The organism is Negativicutes bacterium, from assembly GCA_018052945.1.
Classification (GTDB): Bacteria; Bacillota; Negativicutes; order JAGPMH01; family JAGPMH01; genus JAGPMH01.
In genome coordinates, this window is record JAGPMH010000005.1 from 40,431 (window position 1) to 55,364 (window position 14,934).

At 36.5% G+C, this 14,934-nt stretch carries 11 protein-coding genes and 1 other RNA gene; all 12 read left to right on the plus strand.

The window, feature by feature from the left end; genetic code table 11:
* Positions 1–72: 72 nt before the first annotated feature.
* The 12 genes from phnD to ssrA all read left to right on the plus strand — a co-directional run bounded on the left by phnD (position 73) and on the right by ssrA (position 14,934).
* A complete protein-coding gene (phnD, locus tag KBI38_01540; protein MBP8628744.1) occupies positions 73–1,992 on the plus strand; it encodes a phosphate/phosphite/phosphonate ABC transporter substrate-binding protein in 1,920 nt (639 codons plus the stop codon).
* 382 nt (positions 1,993–2,374) lie between these two features.
* Positions 2,375–4,000, plus strand: coding sequence for an anaerobic glycerol-3-phosphate dehydrogenase subunit A (glpA, locus tag KBI38_01545; GenBank protein ID MBP8628745.1), 1,626 nt, complete (start codon positions 2,375–2,377; stop codon positions 3,998–4,000).
* A complete protein-coding gene (gene glpB, locus KBI38_01550) occupies positions 3,990–5,234 on the plus strand; it encodes an anaerobic glycerol-3-phosphate dehydrogenase subunit B (protein ID MBP8628746.1) in 1,245 nt (414 codons plus the stop codon). The genes glpA and glpB overlap by 11 nt, the downstream gene beginning before the upstream one ends.
* 16 nt (positions 5,235–5,250) lie before the next feature.
* Entirely contained in the window at positions 5,251–6,450 is a 1,200-nt protein-coding gene (locus KBI38_01555; protein ID MBP8628747.1) for an anaerobic glycerol-3-phosphate dehydrogenase subunit C, read from the plus strand.
* Between the two features lie 78 nt (positions 6,451–6,528).
* Complete coding sequence (pyk, locus tag KBI38_01560) at positions 6,529–7,947, plus strand: pyruvate kinase (GenBank protein ID MBP8628748.1); 1,419 nt, start codon at positions 6,529–6,531, stop codon at positions 7,945–7,947.
* Positions 7,948–8,054: 107 nt separating this feature from the next.
* On the plus strand, positions 8,055–8,279 hold the full coding sequence (gene secG / locus KBI38_01565) for a preprotein translocase subunit SecG (protein MBP8628749.1): 225 nt from the start codon (positions 8,055–8,057) through the stop codon (positions 8,277–8,279).
* Positions 8,280–8,355: 76 nt separating this feature from the next.
* Complete coding sequence (locus KBI38_01570) at positions 8,356–10,356, plus strand: sodium-translocating pyrophosphatase (GenBank protein MBP8628750.1); 2,001 nt, start codon at positions 8,356–8,358, stop codon at positions 10,354–10,356.
* A gap of 115 nt (positions 10,357–10,471) precedes the next feature.
* Positions 10,472–11,197, plus strand: coding sequence for an alpha/beta fold hydrolase (locus KBI38_01575; protein ID MBP8628751.1), 726 nt, complete (start codon positions 10,472–10,474; stop codon positions 11,195–11,197).
* 15 nt (positions 11,198–11,212) lie between these two features.
* Complete coding sequence (locus KBI38_01580; protein MBP8628752.1) at positions 11,213–11,608, plus strand: PaaI family thioesterase; 396 nt, start codon at positions 11,213–11,215, stop codon at positions 11,606–11,608.
* Between the two features lie 33 nt (positions 11,609–11,641).
* Positions 11,642–14,026, plus strand: coding sequence for a ribonuclease R (gene rnr / locus KBI38_01585; GenBank protein MBP8628753.1), 2,385 nt, complete (start codon positions 11,642–11,644; stop codon positions 14,024–14,026).
* 17 nt (positions 14,027–14,043) lie between these two features.
* Complete coding sequence (smpB, locus tag KBI38_01590) at positions 14,044–14,520, plus strand: SsrA-binding protein SmpB (protein MBP8628754.1); 477 nt, start codon at positions 14,044–14,046, stop codon at positions 14,518–14,520.
* A 63-nt stretch (positions 14,521–14,583) separates the two neighbouring features.
* Positions 14,584–14,934: a transfer-messenger RNA gene (gene ssrA, locus KBI38_01595) on the plus strand.

The window sequence follows — 14,934 nt, forward strand, 5'->3', positions numbered from 1 at the left end:
TAGTTAGTGAAGGAGGCTTTTGACAAATAAAATCTTCTGTCTTGATATTTAACAATTTAGGGGGTAGAACAAATGCAAATCGCGGTTAAACAAGCAATAGTTACTATTGTAGTTGGCATTATTAGTATTTTTACTTATGGACAAACTAATAGTTTTATGGCAGCACTGGCCTTATTAGTAATATTGGCAGGTGTAGTAGCTTTTTTTGTGAATAAAAATGAACCAGCTCCACCAATCAAAGCCGAAGTAAAACCTGTTTCTTCAGCTCGACCAATGGTGAAAAAATCAACAAATGAGATATCAGATTTTAATATGTTGGATATGGCTGAAAATTTAGCATTTTCATCACAACAATTAGCGTGGGGTGTTAATCAATATAAAGCATTGTTAAGTAAGGTTGCTGATTTATCAGTTTCGATCAGAAATCAAACTGAGGTAAATGCTAGTAATATTGAAGAAGCAACTGCAGGGTTAGAAGAAATTGCTTCTTCTGCCGGCAATGTTTCAAAATCATCGCTGGAAACCTTTGAACAGTGTAAAGCATCATCAAGCTTGGCTCAAAAACACCAAGTTCATATTAGCGAAGTAAGTCAAACAATGCAAAATGTTACTAACATTGTGCAAACGGCAGTTAATGATGTAGAAAAGCTAAATATTGCCTCGGCTAAAATTAATGACTTCGTTGTTAAAATAAGAGGAATTGCCAGCCAAACAAATTTATTAGCACTTAATGCGGCGATTGAAGCAGCACGTGCCGGTGAAAATGGCAGAGGGTTTGCCGTAGTGGCGGATGAAGTTAGAAAACTTGCCGGTGAAAGTGAATTGACTACTAAAGAAATTGAAGATATCGTTACCGAAATAACTTCACAAACTCAAGAAATTACGAAAAACATGCAAGCTGGTAATAACAAATTAAAAGAAGTAGAAGAGTTAACAAGAAATTCAGCTGATGCAATGCGCGGTTTGGTTAGTGATGTTCACACGATGGAAAATACAGTAAATGGCTTATGTGAGCTTTCGGAAAATCAACGCGAAACGACTGAACAAATGGCTAAAGTGATTGAAACAATTGGCCATGCTACTGTAGAAATTGCCGGTAGCACTCAAGAATCATTAACAAGAGTTCAAGGGCAAGAACAAAGTATTGAAGATATCTTAGGCTATGCTAAAAGCATGCTAGTTACCTCCGATACTTTACAAGAAATAGCTGTTAAATTTAAGAAAGATAATGAAATCATCTTTGGGGTAAATCCGTTTGTGGCGCCAAGTGTGATTAAAGAACAATATGTACCGATTTTAGAGTTAGTAGCAGAAAAAATTGGCTATAAAGCAAGAGTTATTATCGTAACTGATTATGATGCCTTAGGCCGTACCTTATTACAAGGAACGGTTGATATTGGTTGGTTCTCGCCATTTGCTTATGTTTCTGCAAAAGAAAAAGGAAACGTATTACCATTGGTTACTCCGATTGTTAATAAAGCAACATCATATACGGGCTATATTATTGCCCGTAAAGATAAGGGTTATAAAACCATTGATGATTTAAAAGGAAAACGTTTCGGTTTTGTTGACTCGAAATCTGCTTCTGGGTATGTATATCCTAGAGCATTATTAGCAGCTAGTGGTAAAGATCCGAAATCTTTCTTTGGCGAAACTTTATTTGTGGGTAGCCATGATCGAGTAATCGAAGGTGTATTAAATGGCTCGTTAGATGCTGGCGCGACGTACTCCGAAGCATTAGAAAGAGTTGGTGCGTCTGGTGTTAACTTAAATGATTTTGAAATTATCTCCAGCACTGATCCGATTCCAAAAGATGCGATTGCGGCTAGACCTGGCTTTGAGCAAGAATTGGCAGATAAAATTAATGAAGCCTTTATGGCAACAACAGATAAAGAAAATCCATTTATGACTAAAACTCATATTAATGGTTTCGTAAAAGCAAAAGATGCCGATTATGAAGTAGTAAGAAAAGCGGCAGCCTTAGTGAAATAATTTCATTTTAATAATAATGAAACAGGGGATTTACCCCTGTTTCGTTTTGTGAAAGTTTAAAAATCCTTATATAATAAAGATTTTGCAACCGATAATTTAAGTTATTTATTTACAACGCTTTAAAATGCTAAAATAATGAATAATTTAAGATAAAAGTATTGCCCTAAATTACATAACCTATTATAATAATATATGGCGTAAATATTTGCGCTAAATAAGACTTTATAATCCGAAACGGACAACATTGTTGTCTTGTTTTGGTTTGCTTATTTTGCAGGTTGCAGTGAAATAAGACAGTATTAACTTAATTAAGAGCAAGCGTTAAATTATTAATTAAAAATTAATATGTTTGTTCTATTTTTTTACAAAGGAGAGTCAAAGAATGCAAAAAGCAACAGTTGTGGTAATTGGTGGTGGAGCTACTGGAGTTGGTATCCTTCGTGACTTATCAATGCGCGGAGTTGATGCTCTTTTAATCGAAAGAGATGATCTTGGCTACGGAACAAGCTCGAGGTACCATGGTTTACTTCATAGTGGTGGTCGTTATGCAGTTAAGGATGCAGAAGCGGCAAGAGAGTGTATTGAAGAAAATACAATCTTACGTAGAATTGGTAAGCACTGTGTAGAGGCTACAGAAAGTTTATTCGTACGCGCTCCGGAAGATGATGAAGCGTTTGAACACGAATGGTTAAAAGCTTGTGCTGCAGTAGGTATTCCAACTATCCCTGTTACAATGGAAGAGGCTTTCAAAATGGAGCCAAACTTAAGCCGTAAATTATTATCAGCATATCGTTTACCGGGTGCTGCTATTGATGGCTTCAGAATGACTTGGCAAAATGTTGAGTCAGCAAAAAAATATGGCGGTCGTTGCATAACTTACAAAGAGGTTACTAATGTTGATAGCACTAATGGTGTAGTAACTGGCGTAACGATAAAAGATCGCTTTACTGGTGAAGTTGAGAAAATTGCCTGTGACTTTGTTATTAATGCAGCTGGCTCTTGGGCCGGAGAAATTGCTAACATGGCTGGTATTAAAGTTAATGTTAAACCGGATAAAGGTACATTGATTGCGTTCAATCATCGTATTTGTAACCGCGTGGTACATAGACTACATAAACCATCTGATGCAGATATCTTCGTTCCACATGGTTCAATAACTATTTTAGGTACAAGTTCAATTCCAACGACTCCAGATGATACGTCTTCAACTACTGAAGAAGTAATCAAAATGATGGAAGTTGGTAAAGTAACTTTCGAAAATATTTATGATTATCGTATTTTACGTGTGTTTGCTGGTACTCGTCCACTTTATAGTGCTGACCCTAATGCAGCAGGTCGTGGAGCATCACGTGGTTTCGTATGCTTAGATCATGCTCATGATGGTGTTAAACACTTTATCAGTGTATGTGGTGGTAAATTCACAACTTATAGATTAATGGCAGAAAAAGTATGTGATTTAGTATGTGGTCAATTAGGCAATACTGTTAAATGTACTACTGCTGAAGTGCCAATCGTTGAAGATCCAAGCCGTGAGTTAATGGGTAAAGCGAAAAAAGTATTCCCAGCTTATGCTTCTGAGCTTGCTGCTTCACGTTTAGGTAATGAAAGATTAGAACGAGTTATCAATCGCATGAATGAGAAACCAGAAACAAAAGAATTGGTTTGCGAATGCGAAAACGTAACTATGGCTGAAGTTGAAGAGATTGCTAAAGAATCTCATACTAGAACAATCAGTGACATTCGTCGCAGAACTCGTATCGGTATGGGAACTTGCCAAGGTGCATTCTGTGGTTATCGTGCAATTGGTGTTGTTGGTGACTTAGATGCAGTTGATTTAAAATCCAAAAGTAAGATGGATACTAAAGGTCTATTTAAAGACTTCGTAGAGCAACGTTGGAAAGGTATTCGTCCAGTCCTTTGGGGTAATATGGCTAGAGAAACAGAACTTACGCGCGGAATTTATGATGCGACTTTAAACATAAATGGAGCGATTGATAATGAAGAATAATGATTTAGTTGTTATTGGTAGTGGTTTATCCGGATTATTAACTGCTTGTGTTGCAGCAGGAAAAGGCAAGAAAGTAACTGTACTTAGCTATGGTGCTGGTACATTAACAATCGGTGGCGGTATTGTTGACTTTATCGGTTATGATGATAATGCTCAACCTGTTAAAAATCCGTTAGCGGCTTTAAATGAAATCAACCCTGAGCATCCTTATGCAAAAGTTGGTAAAGCAGTAGCAAGTGCAGCGTTCAATGATTTCAAAAAAATCACTGAAAATGAAGGCTATGCTTACTTAGGTGATGTGAAAAAAAATCGTTGGGTTCCAACAGCAGTTGGCTCCTTTAAACCAACTTGTCTTGTGCCAAAAACAATGGATACTGACGCTTTAAAATCAGCTAAAGAAGTTTTAGTTGTTGGCGTAAATGGCTTAAAAGATTTCTATGCAAAATTAGTAGCTAAAAACTTACAAGAGTTTTATGGCGAAGCGAAAAAAGTTACATTTGTAAATGTTGGCTTAGATCTTACTAATGGTCGCGATATCAGTTGTATGGATGTGGCACGTTACTTAGATACTAAAGAAGGTCAAACTGAATTTGCTGATAAATTAAAAGCAACAGCTAAACCTGGAATGGTATTAATTGTTCCTCCAGTATTAGGAACTAAACCAGATTACAAAGTTTTAAATACTTTAGAGCAAGGATTATCATGTCGCTTTGTAGAAAGTGCAGCAGTTCCTCCATCGGTAACTGGTTACAGATTATGGACGATGATGACTAATTATGCTAAAAAATTAGGCGTAAACATTGTAGAAAAAGCTAAAGTTGTTAGTGCTCACGTTGAAAATGGTGAATGTGTTTATGTTGAAACTGAAGGTTTTGACAGAAAACGTAAATATTATGCTAAATCCTTTATTTTAGCTAATGGTGGAGTTTACGGTGGTGGCTTGGAAGCTCAAATCGGTAAAATGGTAGAACCAATTTTTGGTTTTGACATTCCAGCACCAGCAGACCAAGTTCAATGGTCCAATAAAGATTTGATTTCCAATAAAAAACAATTGTTTGCATTGATGGGTGTTAAAGTTAATACCGGTTTAGTGCCAGTTGATGAACAAGATATGGAAGTAGTTAAAAATGTAAAAGTAGTTGGTCGTAGCTTAGCTGGTTATGATTTCTGCTTTGAAAAATCTGGTAATGGTGTCGCAATAGCAACTGCTTATAAAGCAGCATTATCGTTATAAGGGGTGCACAAGAGAAATGAGTAAACATTTGATTGATCCAGATAAATGTACTGCTTGTACAGTATGTGTTGCACATTGTCCTGTAACTGCAGCAACAAGAAAATTCCGTGGACCGAAAATAACTGGTCCAGCTTTAGAAAGAATTAGAATGCAAGTAACGGATGAAGATAATTCATTACAATACTGCTCAAACTGTAAAAATTGCGATATGTCCTGTCCGTCAGGAGTACCAATTTCTACATTAAATATGATTGCTCGTGCAAATTACCATAAAAAACATAAACAACAAACATGTGATGATATGTTAGCACATGGTGAAGGTATGGGTAAACTTGCAACAGCTGTACCTGGTTTATCTTCAATGATTAACTTAGGGATGAAAGTTGGTAAAGGTTTAGGAATGATGGGTGTTGTTGGTCTTGCTAACGAAGCACCACTTCCTCCATTTGCTAGTGAATCGTTCTATGCAAAATTCAAAAGAATTAAACAAACTAGCTTCCCACAAAAAGTTGTATTTTATCCAGGATGTTTCATTAATACTAACCAACCTGAAGTTGGCGTAGCATTAGTGGAAGTATTCCAAAAAAATAACATTGAAGTTATTGTTGATGAAGACTTTGTTTGTTGTGGTTCTCCATTAGTAACTGGTGGTTATTTAGATGAAGCAAAACAAAATGCTGACAAAAATCTTTCCATCATTAAAAAATGGACTGAAAAAGGATATCCTGTTATTACGGCTTGTACTAGCTGTGGCTTAATGCTTAAACAAGAATATCAAGAATTATTCCATTTAGATGCTGATGAAGTAAATGCTAAGAATATGTATGATGCTATTGAATATCTTGAAATCTTAAATGAAGAAGGTAAATTAAATACAGAATTTAAAACAACAAATGCTAAATTAATGTACCATCCTCCATGTCATTTAAGAGCACAAGGTTTTGGTTTACCTTCAATGGAAGTATTAAGCTTAGTGCCAGGTGTAGAAATTGAAAACGCTGATGCTGGTTGTTGCGGTATCTCTGGAAGCTATGGTATGAAAGCTGATAAATACGAAATTGGTATGAAAGTTGGTTCCAAATTATTTAATCGTATTAAGGAATCAAGTGCGGAAACTGTTGTTTGTGAGTGCGGTACTTGCCGTATTCAAATCACTCATGGTTCCGGTACGAAAGCAATTCATCCATTACAATTATTAAACCAAGCTTATAAATAAAATATGCTGTTAAACTTCTGGCTTTGAGTTATGCTCAAAGCCAGAATAAATTAAAAATAATATAAAGAGGTTATTTGAATGCTTAAAAAAACAAAAATCGTTTGTACAATGGGTCCAAGTACAGAAAAACAAGAAATTATTGAGAATTTATTAAACTCCGGTATGAATGTTGCTCGTTTCAACTTTTCACATGGTGACCATGCTGAACACGGTAACAGAATTAACTTAGTAAAAGCAGCTGGTAAAGCTACTGGTAAAACAGTTTCTTTAATGCTTGATACTAAAGGTCCTGAAATGCGTCTTGGTAAATTCGCTGCTGGTAAAGTGCAATTAGTTGCTGGCAAAAAATTAATCCTTACAGCAGATCAAGATTTCGTTGGTGATGAAACTAAAGTTGCAGTTAGCCATAAAGGTCTGTGCACAGAAGTTAAACCTGGCGATACAATCTTACTTTCTGATGGTTTAGTAAGCTTAACAGTTGAAGAAATTCAAGGTACTGATATCGTTACTACTATCATGAACAGTGGTATTATGGGAACTTTAAAAAGAGTTGCAGCACCTGGCGTGTCTGTAAACTTACCACCACTTTCTGATAGAGACGTGAAAGACGTTATTTTCGGTATTTCTCAAGATATGGACTTCATTGCCGCTTCTTTCGTACAAAGAGCAGCTGATGTTAATGCAATCCGTAAAGTTATTACTGATAACAACGGCAAAATGGAAATCATCTCTAAAATTGAAAACATGGAAGGCGTTGACAATATCGACGAAATCATCGAAGCTTCCGACGGAATCATGGTAGCTCGTGGTGATCTTGGTGTTGAAATTCCTGCTGAAGATGTACCATTAATTCAAAAAATGATTATTAATAAATGTAATACTGTTGGGAAACCAGTTATCGTTGCAACACAAATGCTTGAGTCCATGATTAATAATCCACGTCCAACAAGAGCAGAAGCAAGTGATGTTGCTAATGCTATTATGGATGGCACTGATGCAATCATGTTAAGTGGTGAAACTGCTTCCGGTGATTATCCTGAAGAAGCCGTAAAAACAATGAATAAAATTGCTAACCGTATTGAGTCTTCATTACAATACAATGCATTATTATTAAACAAAGGTATTGCATTACAACCTACTACAACTGATGCAATCAGCCATGCAACAGTACAAGTTGCTTATGAAATTGATGCTAAAGCAATTGTTACCCCTACTGAAAGTGGTTATACAACTAAAATGGTATCAAAATATCGTCCAAAAGCTCCAATCATTGCTGTTGCTCCAGACGAAAAAACAGCTAGAAGCTTAAATCTTCGTTGGGGTGTATATCCAATTATCGGTTCTCGTTGGAGCGATACTGACGAAATGATTATTGGTTCAGTACAAAACTCCGTTGAAGCTGGTTACTTAACATCAGGTGATTTAGTAGTTGTAACTGCAGGTATCACTTTAGGTGCTCCTGGCAACACTAACATGATTAAAGTTCACACAGTTTAATTTTAAGTTATTATTTAGACCTCTACTATGTAGAGGTCTATTTTATTTGCTAATTTATTGTAAACTGTGGTAAAATATATAGAGAAGATTTTGAGGAGGTGCGAATTTTGAGCACAGCTTTAATGGTGATTGAAGCAATTCTTTGTATTGCTTTAATAATAGTAGTTGTAATGCAATCAAGCAAAAGTGCAGGAATGTCCGGTTCTATTGGCGGTGGTGCTGAATCTATTTTTGGTGGCAAAGCAAGAGGACTTGATGCAGTACTTGCAAAAGCAACGATGATTTTAGCAGCAGCTTTTGCAGTAGTAACAATTCTTTTAGCAAAAAATTAGTATAAAATATTTGGCATTTACGCTCATAGCAACTAAGGTTAGCATTATGAGCGTTTTGTTTTTATGGAGGGATTTTATGGAACTAGTATATTTGGCACCATTAGCAGGATTAATTTCTTTACTTTTTGCTGCCTGTTTATTGAAAAATGTTTTAGCTCAAAATCCTGGCAATGAAAGAATGCAATATTTATCAAATATAATATTTCAAGGAGCGATGACGTTTTTAAATCGGCAATATAAAACTTTATTGCCCTTTACACTGGTTATTGCAGTGATTTTATTAATAGTGGGAAACTATAAAATTAGTATTTCTTTTGCAGTTGGAGCGTTGTGCTCAGCCTTAGCAGGCTATATTGGAATGACTGCAACTACAAAAGCGAATGCGAGAACGGCTCAAGCTGCAACTGTGGGTATTAGTCAAGCCCTGAGTGTTTCTTTTAAAGCCGGCAGTATCATGGGGATGTCGGTTGTCGGGTTAGGCTTATTAGGTGTATCAATGCTGTATATAATTTTCAGAGATACTGTAATTATCAATAGTTTTGCTTTTGGGGCAAGTGCAATAGCTTTTTTTGCTAGAGTTGGTGGTGGGATATTTACCAAAGCAGCTGATGTTGGTGCTGATTTAGTTGGAAAAGTTGAAGCTGGTATTCCAGAAGACGATCCTCGTAATCCCGCAGTAATTGCTGATAATGTTGGTGATAATGTCGGTGATACGGCTGGGATGGGGGCAGACTTATTTGAATCTTATGGTGCTACTACTATTGCCGCTATGCTTATCGGTAATAGTGTTTATGGCCTTAATGGTGTTATTTATCCGCTCTTATTGGGCGCTATTGGGATTATGGCAACTTTAATTAGTTTCTTTTTTGTTAATCTTAATGGTGATACTAATGTTCAAAGAGCTCTTAATACAGGGATTTGGGGAACAAATTTAATTACAGCTCTGGCGGCATATGTCTTGGCAGTTGATATTTTCGGCAATAAGGGGCAAGAAATATTTTTAGCAATTGCTGCCGGTTTATTTGTTAATTTTACAATTGGCTTAGTGACAGAGTATTATACCTCAAGTGCTTATAAACCTACGCAAAAAATTGCCGAAGCATCACAGATGGGGGTAGCTACCAATATTTTAAGTGGTTTATCAACCGGTTTAAAAAGCACAGTAATACCGATTATTGTAATTTTAGGAGCAACTTTATGGTCGTTTCACTTTGCCGGAATTTATGGTATTGCGATGGCGGCAATGGGGATGTTATGTACAGCCGGAATGGTGGTGGCAATTGATTCGTTTGGTCCGGTTGCTGATAATGCCGGGGGCATTGCTGAAATGGCAAAACTAGATTATAAGGTAAGAGTGGTGACCGATAAACTGGATTCTGTTGGTAACACCACCGCCGCGATTGCGAAGGGCTTTGCAATTGGTTCGGCAGCATTGACGGCAATGGCCTTATTTAGCGCGTTTGCGGAAGAAATAACGAAAAACCATAACTTAAAAAGCTTGATTGTGGATGGTCATTTCACAGTTAATTTACTAGATCCCGGTGTGTTTATTGGGGTGTTTTTAGGTGGAACTTTACCGTTTTTAATTTGTGCACTAACGATTGAAGCTGTGAGCAAGGCCGCTTATGAAATGATTGCTGAAGTACGGCGACAGTTTAAAGAAATTTCGGGACTGTTTGAAGGTGAAGAGAGTCCCGATTATGCTAAATGTATTGATATCAGCACTAAAGCTGCGATTAAAGAAATGATGATTCCGGGGTTATTAGCGGTAGCTACTCCGATTATTGTAGGGTTCTTGTTAGGATCAAAAGCATTAGCTGGTTTTTTAGTAGGAATAACAATTACTGGAATCTTATTAGCAATATTTATGTCAAACGCCGGTGGGGCTTGGGATAATGCTAAAAAATATATTGAAGCGGGACAATATGGCGGTAAGGGTAGTATTGCTCATAGTGCAGCCGTTATTGGAGATACGATTGGTGATCCTTTTAAAGATACAGCAGGCCCGGCCATGAATCCATTAATAAAGGTTGCCGGGACTATTTCATTGATTATTGCACCATTTTTACTGTTCTAGTAAAAAGCAGATTAACTTACTTTGCAAGTTAATCTGCTTTTAAATATAATATTATTATGATGAAGTTAAAGAAATAGAGATAGCTTACATTACTTTGGAGGTTTTTATATTGTCGATCTTAAAAGGAGCAGAGCCGTTTATTTTAAAAGGCGGCAATACTGGGATATTATTAGTACATGGCTTTACCGGTTCACCGGCGGAGATAGCACTATTAGGTGAATTTTTACATAATCATCAATATACAGTTATGGCACCACGATTAACCGGACATGGTACCAGCGTTGAAGATTTGGAACATACAACCAAAGAAGATTGGTATAACAGTGTAGTAGATGCTTACCATTTATTAAAAAATTGTTGTAATGAAATTCATGTGATGGGTTTATCAATGGGGGGCTTATTAGCCATTAAGTTAAGCCTTGAATTTAACATAAAAAAAGTACTGGTGATGAGTACGCCTTTTAATATTATTACTAGAGGACGGGAGTTGCCACCAAAAGAGTATTGCCAAGGTCAATTTATTCCCAAATTAAGACGTGAATTTGCTGTTGAACCGAAATACTTAGTGGCCTATAACCAAATGCCATTATTATCAATTCATCAGTTGTTTGAGTTGGTAGCAGAAACAAAAAATAGCTTGCCGAAATTTAATAATAAGATTCTTATTATGCAAAGTAAAAAAGACCATACGATAAAAGTAAACAGTGCAAAATGTTTATATCAAAATATCGCTTCAACTGAGAAAAAAATAGTATGGCTTGAGGAATCAGGTCATGTAATAACCTTAGATAAAGAACGTGATATTGTCTTTAAGGAAGCCTTAAGATTTATCGAAAAATAAAAGAGGGTGAAGATTGTGGCACAAGGAGCAGAAAATAGCAATTGTTTTGTTTGTGGAGAAAATAACCCAATTGGCTTGAAATTAAAATTTCGCGAAGAGAATAACAAGTATTTGGCTGATTTTATTCCTACTACTAATTATCAGGGCTATGATGGTGTTTTACATGGTGGCATTGTCAGTACGCTTATTGATGAAATAACAGCCGGCTATATGTACTATAAAGGTTATAAAGCAGTTACTGCTAAGCTGGAGGTGCGCTTTCGGCGACCAACGCCGATTGGTGAAAAACTAACAGTACAAGGTGAAGTTATCAATCAAAAAGGAAAAATGGTAGAGATGCTAGGCAAAATAATTTTAGCCGATGGTAGTGTTACGGCTGAGGGAAAAACTATCGTAGCTCTACAAGATTAAAAGAAAGCTAGGCGCTAGCCTGGAGGAAAGTATATGAATTTAAAAGAGAAGATTCTTTTATTTATGCAAGAAAGTGCTTATAAACCGTTAAATGCCGAAGATTTAGCACTGGAAATGGAAATTAGAGGCAAAGAATTAATAGAATTTTGGCGTGCACTGGAAGAATTAGAGCATGACGCTAAAATATTTAAAACACGCTATGATAAATATGGGATACCAGAAAAAATGAGTTTGGTAGTCGGGCGTTTAAGTCTTAGCAGTAAGGGCTTTGGGTTTGTTATCCCTGAAAATCCATTAACTGAAGATGAAAGTGATTTATATATTGCGCAAGATGATTTAAAAACCGCAATGCATAATGATGTTGTTATTGCCAGAGTTAATCGACAAAATTTAGCCGGACGTTCACGCGAAGGTGAAATTGTTCGGATTGTAAACAGAGCCAATAAAAAAATTATTGGAACCTTTGATGCCAGTAAAAACTTCGGCTTTGTAATTCCCGATGACAAAAGAATTGGTCAAGATATTTTTGTTGCTCGAGAAAACTTTAACAAAGCCAAAGTTGGAGCAAAAGTAGTTGTTGAAATTATTAATTGGCCGGACAAACAACGTAGTGCCGAAGGGAAAATTGTAGAAGTTTTAGGCTATAAAGGTGACGTTGGTATTGAGATTTTGTCAATAATTAAAAAACACGATTTAGCAATGGAGTTTCCAGCTGAAGTTGAGCAAGAAGCTAACAAAGTGCCGGAGCAGGTACTGGTGGATGAGAGTGAGAATCGTCGGGATTTGCGCGATAAGATCATTGTAACAATTGACGGCGATGATGCTAAAGATTTGGATGATGCAATCTACATTGAACGACTAGCTAACGGCAATTTTTTACTGGGAGTTCACATTGCTGATGTTAGTTACTACGTTAGAGAGAATACGCCACTTGATAAAGAAGCGAGAGAACGAGGAACTAGTGTATATTTAGTGGATCGAGTATTACCAATGTTACCGCGCCGATTATCAAACGGAATTTGTAGCTTAAATGCCGGTGAAGATAGATTGGCAATGTCAATTGAAATGGAAATAGATTATCGTGGTAAAGTTTTAAAATATGAGATTTTCCCTAGTATTATAAAAGTTCATACTAGATTAACCTATAACATTGTTCGGCAAATATTAGTTGATAATGATGAAGCCTTACGCCAAGAGCATGCTAAGCTAATGGAACCACTAGAAAATATGGAACGACTATGTCATATCTTGCGTAATCATAGAATGCAACGAGGCGCGGTAGATTTTGATTTCCCGGAAATAAAAGTGAAGTTAGATGATACCGGAAAACCGATTGAACTAGTAAAAAGAGTTCGTTCCCTTTCAGAATCAATTATTGAAGAGTTTATGTTAATTGCCAATGAAACTATTGCGCAACATATGCACAAAATTAAAATGCCATTTGTTTTTAGGGTTCATGAACAACCGGAGCAAGGGAAAATTGATAAGTTAAATAACTTATTACATAACTTTGGTCAAAATATTCCGAAAAGTGATGAAATCAGACCAAAGGAATTGCAAAATATCTTAAAAAAGGTTGCCGGTAAACCGGAAGAACGAATTATCAGCACTGTAATGTTAAGATCATTAAAGCAGGCGCGGTATGAGGCTGAAAATATTGGTCATTTTGGGTTGGCAGCCACATATTATACGCACTTTACTTCACCGATCAGGCGTTATCCGGACTTAATTGTCCATCGCTTATTACGTGAAACTTTTAGAACCGGTGATATTTCCGAGAAGCGCAAACAAAAATTAACAGCAATTTTACCGGAAATAGCCCTTCACGCTTCACAACGAGAACGGGCTGCAGCTGAGGCAGAACGCGAAACTGTTGACTTGAAAAAAGTGGAGTATATGACGCAATTTATTGGTCAACATTTTATGGGTATTATCAACGGTGTTACAGCCTTTGGTATCTTTGTAGAATTAGAAAGTGGTGTTGAAGGCTTGGTACGAGTTTCTTCAATGCAAAATGATTACTATGTATATGTGGAAGAGCAATATGCCTTAATTGGAGAACATACGAAAAAAGTTTACCGTTTAGGCGATCAAGTCGAAATAATCGTTGCAAATGCTAATATTGAAGAACGCAATATTGATTTTATTATTGCTGACAATGGTCAATATATTCCAAGACCAATGCCGGAGAAAAAATTCTTAGGAAAATCAAAATCAGCTAAGAAAAATAAAGATGATAACAAGCAAAGGCGGAGTAATGGTAACAAACCTAAAGCAAGTGGCGATAGCATAATTGTAGATTTTGGTGAAGCCAAAGAAAATAAGAAAAACTATAATGGTATCAAACCTAAAGTTAAGAGTAGTAAAAAACAGAAAAAACGCAAACCACTACCGCATAAAAATAAGAAGAAAAAATAATTATAAATGGTGATAATATGGAAAAGAAGAAAGATGGAATAAAAATCGCAACAGAAAACCGCAAAGCACGCCATGATTTTCATATCCATGAAGTGTTTGAGGTCGGCATGGTTTTAACCGGTACCGAAGTAAAATCACTACGTGCCGGCAAAGCTAATTTAAAAGACAGCTTTGCCTTGGTGCGAGATGGTGAAATCAGCTTGCATAATATGCACATCAGCCCGTATGAAGAAGGAAATAGATTTAATCATGAACCGCTGAGAATAAGAAAGCTGTTAATGCATAAAGCCGAGATTATAAAATTATTTAGTCAAACCAAAGAAAAAGGTTATACTTTAGTTCCGCTAAAGATTTACTTTAAAAAAGGTAAAGCTAAACTGGAATTAGGCTTAGCAAGCGGTAAGAAAAATTATGACAAACGACAAGATTTAGCAGAAAAAGATGCTAAGCGTGAAATTGATAGAGCGTTTAAAGAACGACAACGCGATTATTAAGCTAAGTTGTCTTTTAAGCTTAAATATGGTATATTTAGTAGGCAATGAAATGTTGCACCACCTGGGGGCGTAAAGGTTTCGACAGGGGTAGGTGTAGCATAGGTAGCGAGTCGGGGGTTCATCAACCCGTTAGTAAGGTGAAACTTTTATTAAATATAAAAGCAAACAACGAATACGCTTTAGCAGCTTAATGCTAACCCTTTGTTTATCTAATCCCGCGGGATTTACAAAGGGCCAATAGTGGGATACCTAATAGCCAATTCTCGGAGGCTACCATGGGAATTTTATCGAGATAGCAACTAAGAAGCCTGTTTGTAGGCGTCAAAGGAGCGAATTTCAAAATACAAACTGCACTCGGAGAAACTTATGATACAATGCTTTTGGACAGGAGTTCGACTCTCCTCGCCTCCACCA